Source organism: Streptomyces sp. NPDC102441, assembly GCF_044765585.1.
In the GTDB taxonomy this organism is placed as follows: Bacteria; Actinomycetota; Actinomycetes; order Streptomycetales; family Streptomycetaceae; genus Streptomyces.
The window spans coordinates 387,866-406,547 of sequence record NZ_JBIWKH010000001.1 but is presented as its reverse complement, the minus strand read 5'-3'; the positions used below and the strand labels follow the sequence as shown (position 1 = coordinate 406,547).

Genomic DNA, 18,682 nt, shown 5'->3' with positions numbered 1-18,682 from the left:
CTCAAGTTTCGGCGTGAGCCGAAAGTCTATGGAGGGGCGGGGTCCTTCCTCCAAGCTGCGTCCATGCCGAGCGACACCACCACCCCGGCGGGCGCACCCCGCGAAGAGCCCGCCGAGAAGGCGCTGTCCCCGGCCCTGCCCCCTGGGCCGTGCCTCCTCACCCGACCCGGGCTCCGCCCCGGAGGCAGGCCCCCGAACCGGGGGATACCGCGCGGTCTTCGCCGTACGGGAGTTCCGGGCGGTCTTCGCCGCGCATCTGCTCTCCCTCCTCGGCGTGGTCGTCAGCGAGCTGGCGCTCACCGTGCTGGTCTACGACCTCACCGGCTCACCCCTCCTGTCCGCCCTCACCTTCGCGCTCGGCTTCCTGCCGTACATCGTCGGCGGCACGCTCTTCGCCGGGGTCGCCGACCGGTACCCCGCCCGCCGGGTCCTCGTCACCTGCGACCTGGTCTGCGCCGGCTGCGTCGCCGTGATGGTGCTCCCCGGCACGCCCGTCGCGGGGCTTCTCGCGCTGCGCTGCGTGGTGGCCGCGATCGCGCCCGTCTTCACCGGGACGCGGACGGCGGCCCTCACCGACATCCTCGGGGAGGGCGACCTCTACGTCCTCGGCCGCTCACTGCTGCGCCTGGTCTCGCAGAGCGCCGTGCTCGTCGGCTTCGGGGCGGGCGGGCTGCTGCTCACCGCGCTGTCCCCGCGCGGGGCGATCACGGTCACCGTGGTGACGTTCCTCTGCTCGGCCGGGCTGCTGCGCCTCGGCACCCGGGACCGGCCCGCCCGCACCGGAGGGGACGCCGGCGGCACGCTGCTCAAGGAGTCGCTCGCCGGGGCCCGCGCCGTCCTCGGCGACCGCCGGATGCGGGGGCTGCTCCTGCTCTTCTGGGTGCCGGCCTTCTTCGTGGTCGCCCCGGAGGCCCTCGCGGCTCCGTACGCGGACGCGATCGGCGCCGGTCCCGCGGCCCTCGGGCTCCTGATGTCCGCGATGGCCGTCGGCCACATCGGTGCCGAGCTGTATGTGGCGACCGCGCTCGGCCCCCGCGCCCGCTCCCGGATCGTGCTGCCGGTCGCCGCTCTCGGACTGCTGCCCCTCGTGCTCTACGCGTTCCGCCCGGGGGTGGCTCCGACCGTGGCCGCTCTCGTGCTGGCCGGGGCCGGGGCGGCGTACATCATCGGGCTCGACCAGTGGTTCGTCGAGGCGGTCCCCGAGCATCTGCGGGGCCGGGCCATGACACTGCTCACCGCCGGCCTGATGACAGCCCAGGGAGTGGGCATGGCCCTCGCGGGGCTGGCCGCGGAGTTCTTCCCGGTACACCAGGTCGTCGCGTGCGCGGGCGTGGCCGGTACGGTCTGCACGCTTCTGCTGGTTGTCGAGGTGCGTAGAACGCGTGTCCGGTACCGAAGTGCGAGACGGTGCTGACCGCCATGTGACCAGTGGGTAAGGTCGATGCCGTGCCGAAGCCGCTCAGCCTCCCCTTCGATCCCATCGCCCGCGCCGAAGAACTCTGGCACAGGCGCTGGGGTCCGGTGCCCTCCATGGGCGCGATCACGTCGATCATGCGTGCGCAGCAGATCCTGCTCGCCGAGGTGGACGCGGTGGTGAAACCGTACGGGCTGACGTTCGCCCGCTACGAGGCGCTGGTCCTGCTCACCTTCTCCCAGGCCGGCGAGCTGCCGATGTCCAAGATCGGCGAGCGCCTGATGGTGCACCCCACCTCCGTGACGAACACCGTCGACCGGCTGGTGCGCTCGGGGCTGGTCGACAAGCGCCCCAACCCCAACGACGGGCGCGGAACGCTGGCCTCCATCACGGACAAGGGCCGTGAGGTCGTCGAGGCGGCCAGCCAGGACCTGACGGCGATGGACTTCGGGCTCGGCGCGTACGACGACGAGGAGTGCGCCGAGATCTTCGCGATGCTCCGGCCGCTGCGGGTCGCCGCCCAGGACTTCGAGGACAAGTAGGGCCTTTCGTGAGGGGCAGGGCGCCGCAAGATCGCCCCGGCCTCCCGGTTACGCTCGATGTCATGAAACGCAGTGTGCTGACCCGCTACCGGGTGATGGCCTACGTCACCGCCGTGATGCTGTTGATCCTGTGCGTATCCATGATCTTCAAGTACGGCTTCGACACCGGTGAGAGCGTGACACTCGTCGTCTCGCAGATCCACGGTGTCCTCTACATCATCTACCTGATCTTCGCCTTCGACCTCGGTTCCAAGGCGAAGTGGCCGGTCGGCAAGCTGCTCTGGGTGCTGATCTCCGGCACGATCCCGACCGCCGCGTTCTTCGTCGAGCGCAAGGTGGTCCAGGAGGTCGAGCCGCTGATCTCCGACGGCTCCGCGCAGGCCGTCAAGGCCTGATCCGAAGCGCCCGAACCGCCCCGCGTGAAGCGCCGGGCGGTTTGCCGTCGACATTTAGTAGGACGTCCTAGTAAATTTGAAGCATGGACGCTCATGCGATCGAGGAAGGCCGCCGCCGCTGGCAGGCCCGTTACGACAAGGCCCGCAAGCGTGACGCGGACTTCACCACCCTCTCCGGTGACCCGGTGGAGCCCGTGTACGGGCCCCGCCCCGGCGACACGTACGAGGGCTTCGAGCGGATCGGCTGGCCCGGCGAGTACCCCTTCACCCGGGGACTCCACCCCACCGGCTACCGGGGACGTACCTGGACCATCCGCCAGTTCGCCGGCTTCGGCAACGCCCAGCAGACCAACGAGCGCTACAAGTCCATCCTGGCCAACGGCGGCGGCGGGCTCAGCGTCGCCTTCGACATGCCGACCCTGATGGGCCGCGACTCCGACGACCCCCGTGCACTCGGCGAGGTCGGCCACTGCGGCGTCGCCATCGACTCCGCCGCCGACATGGAGGTCCTGTTCCAGGACATCCCGCTCGGCGACGTCACCACCTCGATGACGATCAGCGGCCCCGCCGTCCCCGTCTTCTGCATGTACCTGGTCGCCGCGGAGCGTCAGGGCATCGACCCGGCCGTGCTCAACGGCACGCTCCAGACCGACATCTTCAAGGAGTACATCGCACAGAAGGAGTGGCTCTTCCAGCCCGAGCCGCATCTGCGCCTCATCGGCGACCTGATGGAGCACTGCGCCCGCGACATCCCCGACTACAAGCCGCTGTCGGTCTCCGGCTACCACATCCGCGAGGCCGGGTCCACGGCCGCACAGGAGCTCGCGTACACCCTCGCCGACGGCTTCGGATACGTGGAGCTCGGTCTCTCCCGGGGCCTGGACGTCGACACCTTCGCTCCCGGGCTCTCCTTCTTCTTCGACGCGCACCTCGACTTCTTCGAGGAGATCGCCAAGTTCCGCGCCGCGCGCCGGATCTGGGCACGCTGGATGAAGGAGACCTACGACGCCAAGACCGACAAGGCGCAGTGGCTCCGCTTCCACACTCAGACAGCCGGTGTCTCGCTCACCGCCCAGCAGCCCTACAACAACGTCGTACGCACCGCTGTGGAGGCGCTGTCCGCCGTCCTCGGCGGTACCAACTCCCTGCACACCAACGCCCTGGACGAGACGCTCGCCCTGCCGTCCGAGCAGGCCGCCGAGATCGCGCTGCGCACCCAGCAGGTGCTCATGGAGGAGACAGGCGTCGCCAACGTCGCGGACCCGCTGGGCGGTTCGTGGTACGTCGAGCAGCTCACCGACCGCATCGAGGCCGACGCCGAGAAGATCTTCGAGCAGATCAAGGAGCGCGGCACCCGGGCGCATCCGGACGGCAAGCACCCCATCGGGCCGATGACCTCCGGAATCCTGCGAGGCATCGAGGACGGCTGGTTCACCGGCGAGACCGCCGAATCCGCCTTCAGGTACCAGCAGTCGCTGGAGAAGGGCGAGAAGCGGGTCGTCGGCGTCAACGTCCACCACGGGTCCGTCACCGGCGACCTTGAGATTCTGCGCGTCAGCCACGAGGTCGAACGCGAGCAGGTGCGTGAGCTCGCCGGGCGCAAGGAGGGCCGCCGGGACGGAGCGGTCCGTGGGGCGCTGGACGCGATGCTGGCGGCGGCGCGCGACGGCTCGAACATGATCGGGCCGATGCTGGATGCCGTACGGGCGGAGGCGACCCTCGGTGAGATCTGCGGGGTGCTGCGCGACGAGTGGGGCGTCTACACGGAGCCGCCGGGATTCTGACGCGCGGTCAGTCCTCCTGCGAGGCCGCCGCTCCCAGTCCGGAGAGCAGCAGCAGGGTGAAGCGCTGGGCCCAGTCGGCGTCGACGGGCTCGGCGCTCACCAGTGTCCGGTGCACCACGGCGCCGGCGATCACGTCGAAGATCAGGTCGGCGGTGCGGGCCGCCACCACCGTGTCCGGCTCGGTGGGCAGTTCACCGCGCTGCTGCGCGCGCTCCCGCCCCAGCAGCACGAGGTGCTTCTGCCGGGTCACGATCGAATCGCGTATGCGATCCCGCAGCGCCTCGTCCCGCGTCGACTCGGCGACCACGGCCATCAGGGCCGTCTTGGTCTCCGGGCGTTCCAGCAGGGCCGCGAACTGGAGGACCACGGCCTCCACGTCGGCTCCGAGACTGCCGAGGTCGGGCAGCTCCAGCTCGTCGAAGAGAACCGCGACCGCGTCCACCACCAGCTCGTTCTTGCCGGCCCAGCGCCGGTAGAGCGTCGTCTTGGCGACCCCCGCCCGCGTCGCCACATCGCCCATCGTCAGCTTCGACCAGCCCAGGTCGACCAGCGACGCACGGGTCGCCTCCAGGATCGCGGCATCGGCCTCGGTGCTGCGGGGTCGTCCGGACCGGGTGGGTTCGGTGGGGCTGCGGCTCAGCATGCGGCGACCATACCGGCCAGTAAGTAGTGCTGACCGGCCCGGGAGCTCGTGAGACAGATCACCGCGCACTCTTGCCTCGCAGGGGGGTCCGGCAGTTACGCTACGGGTCGTAGCGTAAGAAACGACGGTCCGTCCGTCGCTGACGCCACACTGATCGACAGCCACAGGCGCCGGGTGGGGATCCGGTGCCGATCTCTGGGTTTTTCAGGGCCCTGGGCCGTTTCCGTCCACCCGCCGCGCACACCGGTGCGGCTGTGGACGGAAGCGGTTCGCGGATCGCTTTCCGGAACAGAGCGCGCAGGGGGGAGGATGTACGTATGCAGCCTAGGAACATGTCCATGAGCGGCGTCGTCGACCTCGCCGCTGTGAAGGCGGCCGGCGACGCCAAGACGAAGGCGGAGCAGGCCCGCGCGGAGTCCGCCCGGCAGGGGGGTGACGGTGCCGTGGCACCCGTCTCCCTGGTGATCGACGTCGACGAGGCCGGCTTCGAGGCCGACGTCCTCCAGCGCTCCACCGAAGTCCCCGTAGTCATCGACTTCTGGGCCGAGTGGTGCGAGCCGTGCAAGCAGCTCGGCCCGCTCCTGGAGCGTCTCGCCGTCGAGTACAACGGCCGCTTCGTGCTGGCCAAGGTCGATGTCGACGCCAACCAGATGCTGATGCAGCAGTTCGGGATCCAGGGCATTCCGGCGGTCTTCGCCGTGGTGGCCGGACAGGCGCTCCCGCTCTTCCAGGGCGCGGCGCCCGAGAGCCAGATCCGTCAGACGCTGGACCAGCTGATCCAGGTCGGCGAGGAGCGGTTCGGTCTCACCGGTATCACCGTCGCCCCGGACGCCGGCGACGTCGACGAGGAGAGCGCCCCCGCCGAGGTGCCCGCAGGGCCGTACGACGCGCAGCTGGAAGCCGCCGCGCAGGCGCTGGACGCCAACGACTTCACCGGCGCGGTCCAGGCGTACAGGAGCGTCCTGGCCGACGACCCGGTCAACATCGAGGCGAAGCTGGGCCTCGCCCAGGCCGAACTCCTGGGCCGCGTGGCGGGCCTGGACCCGCAGCAGGTCCGCAAGGACGCCGCGGAGAGTCCGGCCGAGCCGGCGGCGCAGATGGCCGCGGCGGACCTGGATCTCGTGGGCGGCCATGTCGAGGACGCCTTCGGGCGGCTCGTCGAGACGGTCCGACGCAATTTCGGCGACGACCGCGACGCCGTACGCCTGCGGCTCCTGGAGCTCTTCGAGGTGATCGGCCCCGACGACCCCCGGGTCACCGCGGCCCGGACCGCCCTGGCGCGCGTCTTGTTCTGATCTGACAACACGGCCGTGGAGCCTTCCCGGCTCCACGGCCGTTTTCACGGGCGAACGCCGACTGACACGTCTGCTTTACCAAAAATTGATAAAAGCACGCGCTGTTACTCGCAGTAAATCACCCTCGGCGTTCTGTCCGGTTTCGGGTTGCAATCCTGCTGTTCGCACGTCCTTCCGGTGCCACCCTGTGTGGCCGGGCGATGCCCCCCTGTCGCGTCCTGGTTATCGGGTCGTTACTAGCCGGTAACGACCCCCTTGTGTCACGGCCGCGAATGCACCACGATCGGCCACGCTCGGTCCAATACCCGCCAGCCCGGCAACCAGTCGGCGCAGGTGGGTCTGTTGGGTCCCCACCGGGTGGTCGGCGGCAGTGGCGCCGATCGCGGACAGGGGGGTTCCTGCCCCTGGGCAGGGCCTGTCCGACCGGTCGCGCAGACGCGCGGCCAGTGGTTGTCGCTCGGGGGTGATCGCCGGTGATTCGGATGCGGTACGCGCCTCCGGTCCGGGCGCTCTCCTTCCCGAGGACGTAGCACTTCTCCCATCCCAGGGCGGGCACCATGTCCGTACCGGAGATGTACGTCCGAGAAGGAGGAAATTTATGAGTTCGCAGGTTCGCGGTGGTACCAGATGGAAGCGTTTCGCTCTGGTCATGGTGCCCAGCGTCGTCGCGACCGCCGCAGTCGGCGTCGGCCTGGCGCAGGGTGCGCTCGCCGCGTCGTTCAGCGTCTCCGGCCAGAGCTTCAAGGTCAGTACCGACAAGCTCGTCGGTAAGGACTTCGTCCAGTACGGCAGCGTCGCTGTCGGCAAGGACCTCAACGGCAAGGACGCGGCGCACCCGGTCGCCGTTTCCGGCTTCAGCAGCGCCACGATCACCAACATGTGCCAGTCGGTGGTCACGCCTGACCTGCCCTTCGGTCTCGGCAGCGTCAGCCTGGAGCTGAAGGCGGGTACCGACCCGAAGAAGCCCGTCGAGGCGACGAACCTGTACCTCGATGTCGCCCAGCTCGACGCGGACGCGTACTTCGAGAACATCGACATCGGCGTCGCCGCCGGTTCGGTCGGGAAGCCCGGCATCCAGTCCGGTACCGAGAAGTCCGTCAACCCGAACGGCTTCTCGCAGCGTGCCGACACGGCCACGCTGTCCAACGTGGAGCAGACGGCGTGGGCAACCACCGCCGGCACCTTCAAGCTCAGCAACCTGAGCCTGAAGCTGCACAAGGGCGTCAAGGAGTGCTTCTAGCACTCGCCCGGGTGGCCGGAGTTCTGTGAGGACCTCCGGCTGCCCACCCCTTCTCTTCTCACAGCAGTACCGGTTCCAGGGAGCTGTTTTCCATGAGCCCCGAGTCCACAGGGCAGAACGAGCACCACCTCACCGTCTACCGGCGGGGATTCCGCACCTGGCGGGGTAACCGGCCGTTCTGGGCGGGCCTGTTCACCATTTTGGGTGGTCTACCCATCGCGTACTTCCCGTACGCCAACATGCACCTCGGCAACATGACGATCGCGATGTCCACCACCGCGGGTGCGGGGTCGCTGATCATCGGGATCCTGCTGATCACGCTGGGCTTCACGATGTGGTTCCACCACATCGTGCGGGTGTTCGCCGGTGTCGCCGCGATCCTGCTCGCGCTGATCTCCATTCCCGTCGCCAACATAGGCGGCTTCATCGTCGGCTTCCTGTTCTCCCTTCTCGGCGGAGCGCTCTCGATCGCCTGGGCTCCGGCCGAGGCACAGGCCTCCGCGGCGTCCGGAGAGGCGCAGGTGTCCGGGGACGGCGACCCCGAGGTGCCGGAGCAGCGTCAGGAGGCCCACGGCGCGGCTGAGGCCCCGCGGAGGCCGATGATGTTCAAGGCGGCGGCGGAGGCCGACGGTGGGAGGCATCGTGCCGGGTGACGACAGGCAGATGAAAGACTTCGGTCCGGAGGACCTCCCGGAGCGGAGTGGGCGCCGCCACGCGGCGCCCAGGAAGTCACTCCTGACGAAGCTGCACATGCCCGCGGGGAAGAAGGCGTTCGCGCTCGCCGCGATGCCGACGGCCGTCTTCGTCGGCATGGGGCTCACCCCCAAGCTGGCGATGGCGGACGACAACTCGGACATCCCCTTCGCGCCCGGGCCCTGTGTGACCCGCTCCGACGAGCCGTCCGAGTCGCAGGAGCCCGAGGCGGAGCCGAGCCCGAGCGCCACGCCGTCCGACGATGCCGGCAAGGACGACGCCGGTAAGGACGACGCCGGTAAGGACGACGCCGGCAAGGACGACGCCGGTAAGGACGACGGGACCGCGTCTCCGAAGCCCTCGGCGAGTGCGAGCGCCTCCGAGGAGGAGGACACGTCCACGGAGACCTCCGGGGACAAGGCCGCCGCTTCGGCCACTCCCGAGCCCACCGAGTCGAAGAACCCCCTCGACCCGCTGGGTGTCGGTGACGCGCTCAAGGACCTCTTCGAAGGACCGGACAAGGAGACGGCCGAGCCGTCCCCCAGTGCCACCACCGAGGCCCCGAAGCCGTCGGAGAGCGCCACCACGAAGCCCGTCGAGAAGGCCACGGACGCGGCGAAGGACACGGTCGACAAGACCACGGACGCCATCCGTGACGCGGCCGAGAAGGCGGGCAAGGGCGTCGAGGAGCTCGACGACGACGTCAAGGGCCTCGACCCGGTGAAGGACGAGGACATCCCTGACGGCGCCAAGGAGCGCTTCCCCTGCCCGACCGCCGACCCCGAGGCGCTCGCCGCGGCCGACCTGGAGCAGGGCCTCCCGCTGCTCCCGGACGACCCGTGGACGCTGGAGACCTCGAAGCTCACGCTCACCGGGCTCGACTACGCGGGCATCGTCGAGGTGAAGACGTACAACGGCAGCGTCAAGAAGGTGCTGAAGTTCACCGCCGACACCGTCGACATCAAGGACCTGCACCAGCTGACGACGGGCCCGGCCGGCTCCACCGGCCACGTCAAGGCGGAGGAGGGGTCGACCTCCACCATCCGCAACGGCACGGTGACGATGTACACGGAGGAGCTGAAGGGCAACCTCTTCGGCCTCATCCCGGTCACCTTCAGCCCGGAGACCCCGCCGCCGCTGAACGTGCCCTTCGCCTTCTTCACCAACGCGACGGTGAAGCAGGCCGGCCAGTTCGGCGGCTCGCTCAAGGTCCCGGGCCTGCAGAACTACTTCACCGGCGGCAAGAGCTAGGGTCTTTCGTTTGGATCAGGCTGGGTCAGGTACGACAGGACCCGTTCGGGAGCCGCACAACGACCGTGGCCCGCACACCCGTGAGAACGGGGGTGCGGGCCACGGTCGTTGCCGTACGGCGCGTCAGGCGCGCTCGCCGCTCAGGTGGTGCACCCGGACCATGTTGGTGGTGCCGGGGACGCCGGGAGGCGAACCGGCCGTGATGACCATCGTGTCGCCGTCGCTGTAGCGGTTCAGCTTCAGCAGCTCCGCGTCCACCAGGTCGACCATGGCGTCCGTGTTGTCCACGTGCGGCACGACGTAGGACTCGACGCCCCAGCTCAGCGCGAGCTGGTTGCGGGTGGACTCCTCCGTGGTGAAGGCGAGGATCGGCTGCGCCGTGCGGTAGCGGGAGAGGCGGCGGGCCGTGTCACCGGACTTGGTGAAGGCGACGAGTGCCTTGCCGTCCAGGAAGTCCGCGATCTCGCAGGCCGCGCGGGCCACCGAACCGCCCTGCGTACGGGGCTTCTTGCCAGGCACCAGCGGCTGGAGGCCCTTGGACAGGAGCTCCTCCTCGGCCGCGACGACGATCTTCGCCATCGTCTTGACCGTCTCGATCGGGTACGCGCCGACGGAGGACTCCGCCGACAGCATGACCGCGTCCGCGCCGTCCAGGATCGCGTTGGCGACGTCGGACGCCTCGGCGCGGGTCGGCCGCGAGTTGGTGATCATCGACTCCATCATCTGGGTCGCCACGATCACCGGCTTGGCGTTGCGGCGGCACAGCTCGATGAGGCGCTTCTGCACCATCGGGACCTTCTCGAGCGGATACTCGACGGCGAGGTCGCCGCGGGCGACCATCACGGCGTCGAAGGCGGCGACGACGCCCTCCATGTGCTCGACGGCCTGCGGCTTCTCGACCTTGGCGATGACGGGGACCCGGCGGCCCTCCTCGTCCATCACCTTGTGCACGTCCTTGACGTCCTCGGCGTCCCGGACGAAGGACAGCGCGACCATGTCGCAGCCCATCCGCAGGGCGAACCGCAGGTCCTCGACGTCCTTCCCGGACAGCGCGGGGACGTTGACCGCCGCACCGGGGAGGTTGATCCCCTTGTGGTCGGAGATGACACCGCCCTCGATGACGATCGTGGTGACCCGGGGGCCGTCGACGGAGACGACCTTCAGCTCGACGTTGCCGTCGTTGATCAGGATCGGGTCGCCCTTGGTGACGTCGCCGGGCAGGCCCTTGTAGGTGGTGCCGCAGATCGACTTGTCGCCGGCGACGTCCTCGGAGGTGATGACGAACTCGTCCCCGCGGACCAGCTCGACAGGACCCTCGGCGAACTTGCCGAGTCGGATCTTGGGGCCTTGGAGGTCGGCGAGCACGCCGACCGCGCGGCCGGACTCGGCGGCGGCCTTGCGGACGCGGTCGTAACGGCCTTGGTGCTCCTCGTGGGAACCGTGACTGAAGTTGAAACGGGCCACGCTCATGCCGGCCTCGATCAGAGCTACGAGCTGCTCATGGGAGTCGACGGCGGGACCGAGGGTGCAGACGATTTTGGAACGGCGCATGAGGCGGATCCTATCGGTTTGTTTCACTGCGGAATATTCCGTCTGGTGGAAGATACAAAGGGGCGCGGGCCCGCTCAGTTGTGGACCAGATCGAAGGTCTGGCCGGCGATCTCCAGCTCCTCGTCCGTAGGCACCACGGCGACCGCCACCCGCGCGTCGTCGGGCGAGATCAGTCGCGGTTCGCCGGACCGCACGGCGTTGCGTCCGGCGTCCACGGCCAGGCCGAAGCCCTCAAGACCCGCGAGCGCAGCCTCCCGCACCGGGGCCGAGTTCTCCCCGACCCCCGCCGTGAACACCACGGCGTCCACCCGGCCGAGGACCGCCGAATAGGCGCCGATGTACTTCTTCAGCCGGTGGATGTAGATGTCGAACGCCAGCGCGGCACGCTCGTCGCCCTCGTCCACCCGGCGGCGGATCTCCCGCATGTCGTTGTCGCCGCACAGCCCGACCAGGCCGCTCCTCTTGTTCAGCAGGACGTCGATCTCGTCCGCCGACATCCCCGCCACCCGCTTCAGGTGGAAGGTGACGGCCGGGTCGATGTCCCCGGAACGCGTACCCATGACCAGCCCCTCCAAGGGGGTCAGTCCCATCGACGTCTCCACGCACCGGCCGCCCGCCACCGCGGAGGCCGAGGCCCCGTTCCCCAGGTGGAGCACGATCACGTTCACGTCGGTCACCGGCCGGCCCAGCAGCTCGGCCGTCCTGCGCGACACGTACGCGTGCGAGGTGCCGTGGAAGCCGTAGCGGCGGATGCGGTGCGCGTCGGCGGTCTCGACGTCGATGGCGTACCGCGCCGCGTACTCCGGCATCGTCGTGTGGAACGCCGTGTCGAAGACCGCGACCTGCGGCAGGTCCGGGCGCAGCGCCTGCGCCGTACGGATCCCGGTGATGTTCGCCGGGTTGTGCAGCGGGGCCACGGGGACGAGCCGCTCGATCTCCTTCAGCACCTCGTCGGTGATCACGGTGGGCTCACTGAACTTCAGCCCGCCGTGCACCACCCGGTGGCCGATGGCCGCCAGTTCGGGGGAGTCCAGCCCGAGGCCGTCGGCCGCCAGCTCGTCCGCAGCCGCCTTCAGAGCCTGCTCATGGTCGGCGATCCTGCCGGTGCGCTCACGGGTCTCCCCGCCCTTCAGCGGTGTGTGCACCAGCCGGGAGGAGGACTCGCCGATCCGCTCGACGAGACCGGTGGCCAGCCTCGATCGGTCGCGCATGTCCAGCAGCTGGTACTTCACCGACGAGGAGCCGGAGTTCAGCACGAGTACGCGGTGCGCGTCATTCATGGAGCGGGAACCTTCGCTGTTCGGGCCGGTGGTCATCGCGGTCATTCCTCGCCCTGGGCCTGGATCGCCGTGATGGCCACCGTGTTGACGATGTCCTGGACCAGCGCGCCGCGGGACAGGTCGTTGACCGGCTTGCGCAGCCCCTGGAGGACCGGGCCGACCGCGACCGCGCCCGCCGAACGCTGGACCGCCTTGTAGGTGTTGTTGCCGGTGTTGAGGTCCGGGAAGATCAGCACGGTCGCGCGGCCCGCCACCTCCGACGCCGGCAGTTTGGTCGCGGCGACGGACGGCTCGACCGCCGCGTCGTACTGGATCGGGCCCTCGATCCTCAGGTCCGGCCGTGAGGCGCGTACCCGCTCCGTGGCCTCACGCACCTTGTCGACGTCGGCGCCCGTACCGGAGGTGCCCGTCGAGTACGAGAGCATCGCGATCCGGGGGTCCACACCGAAACGGGACGCGGTGACCGCCGACTGCACCGCGATGTCCGCGAGCTGCTCCGCGTCCGGATCCGGATTGACCGCGCAGTCGCCGTAGACCAGGACCTTGTCGGCGAGACACATGAAGAACACCGACGAGACGATCGAGGCGTCCGGCTTCGTCTTGATGATCTCGAACGCCGGGCGGATCGTGGCCGCCGTGGAGTGCACCGAGCCGGAGACCATGCCGTCGGCCAGGCCCTCCTGGACCATCAGGGTGCCGAAGTAGTTGACGTCCGAGACGACGTCGTACGCGAGCTCCACCGTCACTCCGCGGTGCGCGCGCAGCACGGAGTACCGCTCCGCGAAGCTCTGGCGCAGCTCGGAGGTCTGCGGGTCGACGAGCTGCGTCTCCGCGAGGTCGATGCCCAGGTCGGCGGCCTTCTTGCGGATGATGTCGGTGTCCCCGAGGAGGGTCAGGTCGCAGACGTCGCGGCGCAGCAGCACGTCGGCGGCGCGCAGGACGCGCTCCTCGGTGCCCTCGGGCAGGACGACCCGGCGCCGGTTCGAGCGGGCCTGCTCCAGCAGCTCGTGCTCGAACATCATCGGGGTGACCCGGCCGCTGCGCGCCACCGAGATCCGCTCCAGCAGGGCGCCGGTGTCCACATGGCGCTCGAAGAGGCCGAGGGCGGTCTCCGCCTTGCGGGGCGTCGCCGCGTTCAGCTTGCCTTCCAGGGCGAAGAGTTCGCCCGCCGTGGGGAATGACCCGCCGGTCACCGCGACGACCGGGGTGCCCGGTGCGAGGCGGGCGGCCAGCCGGAGTATCTCCTCGCCGGGGCGCTCGTTCAGGGTCAGCAGGACGCCGGCGATGGGCGGCGTGCCTGCGCTGTGCGCGGCGAGCGAGCCGATGACCAGGTCCGCGCGGTCCCCGGGGGTGACGACCATGCAGCCCGGGGTCAGGGCCTTGAGAAGGTTCGGCAGCATGGCGCCGCCGAACACGAAGTCCAGCGCGTCCCTGGCGAGGCCCGAGTCGTCGCCGAGCAGAACCGTTCCGCCCAGTGCGGTGGTGATCTGGGCGACGGTGGGCGCGGAGAGCGCGGGATCGTCCGGCAGCACGGAGCAGGGGACCGGGAGCTGCGACCGCAGCCGCTCGGCGATGTCCGTGCGGTCCTCGGACGCCACCCGGTTCACGATCATCGCCAGGACGTCGCAGCCGAGACCGGCGTACGCCCGGTAGGCGTTGCGCGTCTCGGCCCGTACGGATTCGGCGTCCTGGTCCTGGCCGCCGACCACCGCGATCACCGAGGCGCCGAACTCGTTGGCCAGCCTCGCGTTCAGGGCCAGCTCGTCGGGGAGCTGGGTGGCGGCGAAGTCGCTGCCGAGGACCAGCACGACCTCGTAGTCGCGGGCCACCCGGTGGAAACGCTCGACGAGCAGCGAGACCAGCTCGTCGGTCCCCTTCTCGGCCTGGACCGCGGAGGCCTCCTGGTAGTCGAGGCCGAAGACCGTCTCCGCGCTCTGCGAGAGCCGGTAGCGGGCCCGCAGCAGCTCGAACAGCCGGTCGGGTCCGTCATGGACGAGCGGCCGGAAGACCCCGACCCGGTCGACCTGACGCGTCAGTAGCTCCATGACTCCCAGATCGACGACCTGACGGCCGTCTCCCCGGTCGATCCCGGTCACGTACACACTGCGCGCCACGCGTGGTCTCCCGTCCTGTTTGGCTGGCATTGTCCCTTTGACGATACCTACCGGGGCAGGTGGGCCGCCCGCCGGGCAGGGCGCCCGGAGCGGGCCTCCCCGGACCCGTACCGGCCGAGCGGCCCGGCCCGGAAGCGCGGGGGTCCGGCTCGGCGTGGGACAATCGTCGTGGCTCACGGTACGGGGGTTTCATGACGGGTCCCCGGAATGCATGGCACTAGCGAGCAGGAGACAGAGCAGGATGCGCATCGGAATTCTCACCGCAGGCGGCGACTGCCCAGGCCTGAACGCTGTGATCCGGTCGGTCGTGCACCGCGCCGTGGTGGGCCACGGCGACGAGGTCATCGGCTTCGAGGACGGCTTCAAGGGGCTGCTCGACGGCCACTTCCGGCCCCTCGACCTGAACGCGGTCAGCGGCATCCTGGCCCGCGGCGGCACGATCCTCGGCTCCGCGCGGCTGGAGCGTGACCGGCTGCGCGAAGCAGCCGAGAACTGCGCGGAACTGTCCCTCCGTTACGGCATCGACGCGCTGATCCCGATCGGCGGCGAGGGCACGCTCACCGCGGCCCGCATGCTGTCCGACGCCGGGATGCCCGTCGTCGGCGTCCCCAAGACCATCGACAACGACATCTCCGCGACCGACCGGACCTTCGGCTTCGACACCGCCGTCGGCGTCGCCACCGAGGCCATAGACCGGCTCAAGACCACCGCCGAATCGCACCAGCGCGTCATGGTCGTCGAGGTCATGGGCCGCCACGCGGGCTGGATCGCACTGGAGTCCGGCATGGCCGGCGGTGCGCACGGCATCTGCCTGCCGGAGCGGCCCTTCCAGGTCGACGACCTGGTCAAGATGGTCGAGGAACGCTTCGCGCGCGGCAAGAAGTTCGCGGTCATCTGCGTCGCCGAAGGTGCGCACCCGGCCGAGGGCTCCATGCCGTACGCCAAGGGCGAGATCGACCAGTTCGGCCACGAGCGCTTCAAGGGCATCGGCAACCGCCTCGCCGTCGAGCTGGAGCTGCGCCTCGGCAAGGAGGCCAGGCCGGTCATTCTCGGCCATGTGCAGCGCGGCGGCACGCCGACCGCGTACGACCGGGTGCTCGCGACCCGCTTCGGGTGGAACGCCGTGGAGGCCGTGCACCGCGGCGACTTCGGCCGGATGACGGCGCTGCGCGGGACCGAGATCGTCATGGCCCCGCTCGCGGACGCCGTGACCCGTCTGAAGACCGTGCCCAGCGACCGGATGTACGAGGCCGAGTCGGTCTTCTGACGCTCCGCCCTCCCCGGCCGGACCTCTTCGGACGGCCGGGGCGGTTCCCGCGTACGCCGGGTCAGATGCCCGCCGTCCGCCAGAACTCCTCGACCACCCGGTCCAGGAACTCCCGCCCCTCCTCGCCCGCCGTCCCCGCGCGGTCCCGGCCCGTGGTGTTCCAGCTCAGCGTCGACACCATCAGCGACTGGTAGTCGGCGTGCAACTGCTCCAGCACGTCCTGTACCAGGATCCGGTCCAGCGGCACCAGCTTGTCCACCGGGCGTACGTATGCCTGCCAGCGCGTCGTGACCGCCCTGGTCAGCAGATCCGCCAGCTCCTCGTTCCGGCCGGTCGCCGACAGGAACTGTGGGGCGGACATGTCCAGCGCGTCGCAGAGGGCCACCGCCTGGCGCTCGTTGCCGCGCCAGCGGCCCGAGTCCTCGATCCGCTGATACGCGGCGGCCGTCATCCCGAGCGTCCGCGCCAGGTCGTCCACCACGATCTCCCGGGCCAGCCGGTGCTCGCGCAAGGTGCTCGCGGCGGCCAGCAGTTCGCCCGGCGCGCACCACAGCACACCGGCCAGCGCCATCAGTTCGCGTTCGCCCGGCAGGGCCGTGCCGCGTTCCCAGGCCATCACGGTCTCGGCCGTGATCCGAAGTCCGTACTGGGCGCCGAGCCCGTACGCAACATGTCCTGGAGCCATTCCCAGGGCCTCGCGCAGGCGGCGCGCGGCGGGGGCGTTGAAGGGCGGGGTGGGGTGCACGGCCCCACCGTAGAAGCCCGGGAACCGCCTGGCTACAGGCTGTTCCTATCAGTTCACCCTTCGTATGATCCTCCTAGGGTGTCCTCCGGCGGAGCCCTGGACCATCAGCGGGTTTCAGCCACCCAGTGGTAGTGCAGCTCGGGCCGGCCGACCTGGCCGTAGCTCGGGCGCCGCACGGCGCGGCCCACCGTCACCAGATGCTCCAGATAGCGGCGGGCGGTGATCCGGGACATCCCCAGCTCCTCCCCGGCGGCCGCCGCGGTCACCCCCTCCGGCGCCTCCCGCAGGGCCCGGGTCACCGCCTCCAGGGTCGGACCGCTCAGCCCCTTGGGCAGGGTGGCCGGGTCCGAGACCCGCAGCGCGCCCAGCGCACGGTCCACCTCCTCCTGACCGCTCGCCTCACCGGCCGCGGCCCGGAATTCGGCGTACCGCACGAGGCGGTCCCGGAGCGTGGGATAGGTGAACGGCTTCAGCACGTACTGCACGACGCCGAGCGACACACCCTCCCGCACCACCGCCAGATCGCGCGCCGATGTCACCGCGATGACGTCCGCGCCGTGCCCCGCGGCCCGCAGCGAGCGCAGAAGCTGAAGGCCGTGTCCGTCGGGCAGATACAGATCGAGCAGCAGCAGGTCCACCTCGGTCCGGTCCAGCGCCCGTACGGCCTCCGCCCGGGTGTGGGCGACAGCGGCGACCTCGAAGCCCGGCACCCGGCCCACGTACAGTTGATGGGCGTCCGCTGCCACCGGGTCGTCCTCCACGACCAGCACCCGGATCACGGTGCGGCCACCTCCGTCCGCGCCGTACGGCCGTCCAGTGGCAGCCGCACGGTGAACTCGGCGCCGCCCTCCGGCGCCCGGCCCAGCGTCACCGTGCCGCCGTTGCGGTGGACCGCCTGCCGGACGAGCGCCAGCCCCAGGCCCCGGCCCGTGCCATGGGTCGTCCAGCCGCGCAGGAACACCTCGTCCGCGTCGTCCGGGCCGATCCCGGCGCCGGTGTCCGCCACCCGCAGCAGCAGCTCGCCGGAGTCCGTCCGCGCGGTCACGGTGACCAGGGCCCGCGTGGCGGTGCGCTGCGCGGGGAGGGGAGCGCCGGCGCCCGCCGCCGCCTCCGAGGCGGCGTCCACCGCGTTGTCGATCAGATTGCCGAGGACCGTCACCAGATCCCTCGGGGCCAGTGAGCGCGGCAGTGCCCCGTCGTCGATCAGGCTGTCCTCGGCGAGCACCAGCTCCACCCCGCGCTCGTTGGCCTGCGCCGCCTTGCCGAGCAGCAGCGCCGCGAGCACCGGCTCGGCGACCGCTCCCACGACCCGGTCCGTGAGGACCTGCGCCAGCTCCAGCTCCGCGGTCGCGAAGTCCACCGCCTCCTCGACCCGGCCCAGCTCGATCAGCGACACCACGGTGTGCAGCCGGTTCGCCGCCTCGTGCGCCTGGGAGCGCAGCGCCTGGGTGAAGCCGCGCTCCGAGTCGAGCTCGCCCGACAGCGCCTGCAACTCCGTATGGTCCCGCAGCGTCACGACGGTGCCGCGCCGCTCGCCGCCGACCACCGGGCTGGTGTTGACGACGATCACCCGGTCCGCCGTCAGGTGGACCTCGTCCACCCGCGGCTCGGACGCCAGGAGCGCGCCCGTCAGCGGCACCGGCAGCGCCAGCTCGTCGACCCTGCGCCCGAGCGACCCCGGTGCCAGCCCGAGCAGCTCCCGGCCCGCGTCGTTGATCAGGGCGACCCGGCGCTGCCCGTCCAGCATGAGCAGCCCCTCGCGCACCGCGTGCAGCGTGGCCTCGTGGTAGGTGTGCATCCGGCTCAGCTCCCCGGCGTTCATCCCGTGCGTGTGCCGCCGCAGCCTGGCGTTGATCACGTACGTCCCGAGTGCGCCCAGGGCGAGGGCGGCGCCCGCTGCGGTCCCGAGGGCGCCGAGCTGTTCCCGTACCTGTGTGGAGACCCGCTCGACGGTGATGCCCGCGCTGACCAGGCCGACGATCCTGTCGCCGTCGCGGACGGGCGTCACGACCCGTATCGAGGGCCCCAGCGTGCCGGCGTAGGTCTCCTCGAACGTCTCGCCGAGCAGCGCACGCTCGGTGTGCCCGATGAAGCTCCTGCCGATCTGGGTGGGATCGGGGTGGGTCCAGCGGACCCCCTCCGGATTCATGATCGTGACGAACGCGATCCCGGTGTCCTCGCGGACGCGCTCCGCGTACGGCTGGAGAACGGCGGACGGATCAGGGGTACGGATCGCCTCGTGAACCGACGGCGATTCGGCCATGGCCAGGGCTGCGGCGCGCACCTGGCGGGCCGCGGTCTCCTCGGCCCGGTCCCGGCCGGAGGCGTACGCGAAGAACGCGCACCCGGCCACGACCGCCGCCACGAGCAGGGCCTGCATCGCGAAGAGCTGGCCGGCCAGGCTGCGGGGGAGCGTACGGGACAGGCGCATGCCTCACAGTCTGCCTGGCGGGGACCGCAGGCCCAAG

General features: G+C 70.4%; 16 protein-coding genes. 9 read left to right on the top strand and 7 right to left on the bottom strand.

Annotation, left to right across the window (positions count from 1 at the left end):
* Window positions 1-13: 13 nt before the first annotated feature.
* The 4 genes from ACIREO_RS01850 to ACIREO_RS01835 all read left to right on the top strand — a co-directional run bounded on the left by ACIREO_RS01850 (window position 14) and on the right by ACIREO_RS01835 (window position 4,135).
* Window positions 14-1,414 (top strand): MFS transporter, encoded by a 1,401-nt coding sequence (locus tag ACIREO_RS01850; protein WP_404103585.1) that lies wholly within the window; start codon window positions 14-16, stop codon window positions 1,412-1,414.
* 32 nt (window positions 1,415-1,446) lie between these two features.
* Window positions 1,447-1,956 (top strand): MarR family winged helix-turn-helix transcriptional regulator, encoded by a 510-nt coding sequence (locus ACIREO_RS01845; RefSeq protein WP_404103582.1) that lies wholly within the window; start codon window positions 1,447-1,449, stop codon window positions 1,954-1,956.
* A 62-nt stretch (window positions 1,957-2,018) separates the two neighbouring features.
* Complete coding sequence (locus tag ACIREO_RS01840; protein ID WP_404103579.1) at window positions 2,019-2,351, top strand: DUF3817 domain-containing protein; 333 nt, start codon at window positions 2,019-2,021, stop codon at window positions 2,349-2,351.
* 83 nt (window positions 2,352-2,434) lie between these two features.
* A complete protein-coding gene (locus ACIREO_RS01835) occupies window positions 2,435-4,135 on the top strand; it encodes a methylmalonyl-CoA mutase (RefSeq protein WP_404103575.1) in 1,701 nt (566 codons plus the stop codon).
* 7 nt (window positions 4,136-4,142) lie between these two features.
* On the opposite strand, the gene ACIREO_RS01830 is transcribed toward ACIREO_RS01835, so the two are convergent.
* Window positions 4,143-4,778, bottom strand: coding sequence for a TetR/AcrR family transcriptional regulator (locus ACIREO_RS01830; protein WP_404103572.1), 636 nt, complete (start codon window positions 4,776-4,778; stop codon window positions 4,143-4,145).
* 338 nt (window positions 4,779-5,116) lie between these two features.
* On the opposite strand from ACIREO_RS01830, the gene ACIREO_RS01825 reads away from it, so the two are divergent.
* The 4 genes from ACIREO_RS01825 (at window position 5,117) to ACIREO_RS01810 (ending at window position 9,257) form a co-directional block, all read left to right on the top strand.
* Window positions 5,117-6,073 (top strand): tetratricopeptide repeat protein, encoded by a 957-nt coding sequence (locus ACIREO_RS01825; RefSeq protein ID WP_404103570.1) that lies wholly within the window; start codon window positions 5,117-5,119, stop codon window positions 6,071-6,073.
* A gap of 598 nt (window positions 6,074-6,671) precedes the next feature.
* Window positions 6,672-7,313 carry a DUF6230 family protein gene (locus tag ACIREO_RS01820; protein WP_404103567.1) on the top strand — a complete coding sequence of 214 codons (642 nt, stop codon included), beginning with the start codon at window positions 6,672-6,674 and terminating at the stop codon, window positions 7,311-7,313.
* A 92-nt stretch (window positions 7,314-7,405) separates the two neighbouring features.
* A complete protein-coding gene (locus tag ACIREO_RS01815) occupies window positions 7,406-7,966 on the top strand; it encodes a DUF6114 domain-containing protein (protein WP_404103565.1) in 561 nt (186 codons plus the stop codon).
* Window positions 7,967-7,976: 10 nt separating this feature from the next.
* Entirely contained in the window at window positions 7,977-9,257 is a 1,281-nt protein-coding gene (locus ACIREO_RS01810; RefSeq protein WP_404103562.1) for a hypothetical protein, read from the top strand.
* 123 nt (window positions 9,258-9,380) lie between these two features.
* Here the strand turns inward: ACIREO_RS01810 and pyk are convergent, their stop codons facing one another.
* The 3 genes from pyk to pta form a co-directional block, all read right to left on the bottom strand.
* Window positions 9,381-10,808 carry a pyruvate kinase gene (gene pyk / locus ACIREO_RS01805; protein WP_404103559.1) on the bottom strand — a complete coding sequence of 476 codons (1,428 nt, stop codon included), beginning with the start codon at window positions 10,806-10,808 and terminating at the stop codon, window positions 9,381-9,383.
* Between the two features lie 74 nt (window positions 10,809-10,882).
* Window positions 10,883-12,088, bottom strand: coding sequence for an acetate kinase (locus ACIREO_RS01800; protein ID WP_404103557.1), 1,206 nt, complete (start codon window positions 12,086-12,088; stop codon window positions 10,883-10,885).
* Window positions 12,089-12,129: 41 nt separating this feature from the next.
* Window positions 12,130-14,202: a phosphate acetyltransferase gene (gene pta / locus ACIREO_RS01795; RefSeq protein WP_404103555.1), complete on the bottom strand. Its 2,073-nt coding sequence runs from the start codon at window positions 14,200-14,202 to the stop codon at window positions 12,130-12,132.
* Window positions 14,203-14,443: 241 nt separating this feature from the next.
* Here pta and ACIREO_RS01790 point away from each other — a divergent pair, with 241 nt between their 5' ends.
* Complete coding sequence (locus tag ACIREO_RS01790; protein WP_404103553.1) at window positions 14,444-15,469, top strand: ATP-dependent 6-phosphofructokinase; 1,026 nt, start codon at window positions 14,444-14,446, stop codon at window positions 15,467-15,469.
* Between the two features lie 61 nt (window positions 15,470-15,530).
* On the opposite strand, the gene ACIREO_RS01785 is transcribed toward ACIREO_RS01790, so the two are convergent.
* From ACIREO_RS01785 to ACIREO_RS01775, 3 genes are all read right to left on the bottom strand, one after another.
* Window positions 15,531-16,154, bottom strand: coding sequence for a helix-turn-helix domain-containing protein (locus ACIREO_RS01785; protein ID WP_404104461.1), 624 nt, complete (start codon window positions 16,152-16,154; stop codon window positions 15,531-15,533).
* A gap of 164 nt (window positions 16,155-16,318) precedes the next feature.
* Window positions 16,319-16,993 carry a response regulator gene (locus tag ACIREO_RS01780; protein WP_404103550.1) on the bottom strand — a complete coding sequence of 225 codons (675 nt, stop codon included), beginning with the start codon at window positions 16,991-16,993 and terminating at the stop codon, window positions 16,319-16,321.
* On the bottom strand, window positions 16,990-18,645 hold the full coding sequence (locus ACIREO_RS01775) for an ATP-binding protein (protein WP_404103548.1): 1,656 nt from the start codon (window positions 18,643-18,645) through the stop codon (window positions 16,990-16,992). Before ACIREO_RS01775 ends, ACIREO_RS01780 begins: the two co-directional genes overlap by 4 nt.
* Between the last annotated feature and the right edge of the window lie 37 nt (window positions 18,646-18,682).

Coding starts and splice junctions, on each gene's coding strand:
- ACIREO_RS01815 (WP_404103565.1), top strand. CDS start 7,406: ATGAGCCCCGAGTCCACAGGGCAGAACGAGCACCACCTCACCGTCTAC.
- ACIREO_RS01840 (WP_404103579.1), top strand. CDS start 2,019: ATGAAACGCAGTGTGCTGACCCGCTACCGGGTGATGGCCTACGTCACC.
- ACIREO_RS01785 (WP_404104461.1), bottom strand. CDS start 16,154: ATGGCTCCAGGACATGTTGCGTACGGGCTCGGCGCCCAGTACGGACTT.
- ACIREO_RS01775 (WP_404103548.1), bottom strand. CDS start 18,645: ATGCGCCTGTCCCGTACGCTCCCCCGCAGCCTGGCCGGCCAGCTCTTC.
- ACIREO_RS01800 (WP_404103557.1), bottom strand. CDS start 12,088: ATGAATGACGCGCACCGCGTACTCGTGCTGAACTCCGGCTCCTCGTCG.
- ACIREO_RS01810 (WP_404103562.1), top strand. CDS start 7,977: ATGAAAGACTTCGGTCCGGAGGACCTCCCGGAGCGGAGTGGGCGCCGC.
- ACIREO_RS01835 (WP_404103575.1), top strand. CDS start 2,435: ATGGACGCTCATGCGATCGAGGAAGGCCGCCGCCGCTGGCAGGCCCGT.
- pyk (WP_404103559.1), bottom strand. CDS start 10,808: ATGCGCCGTTCCAAAATCGTCTGCACCCTCGGTCCCGCCGTCGACTCC.
- ACIREO_RS01790 (WP_404103553.1), top strand. CDS start 14,444: ATGCGCATCGGAATTCTCACCGCAGGCGGCGACTGCCCAGGCCTGAAC.
- ACIREO_RS01825 (WP_404103570.1), top strand. CDS start 5,117: ATGAGCGGCGTCGTCGACCTCGCCGCTGTGAAGGCGGCCGGCGACGCC.
- ACIREO_RS01830 (WP_404103572.1), bottom strand. CDS start 4,778: ATGCTGAGCCGCAGCCCCACCGAACCCACCCGGTCCGGACGACCCCGC.
- ACIREO_RS01820 (WP_404103567.1), top strand. CDS start 6,672: ATGAGTTCGCAGGTTCGCGGTGGTACCAGATGGAAGCGTTTCGCTCTG.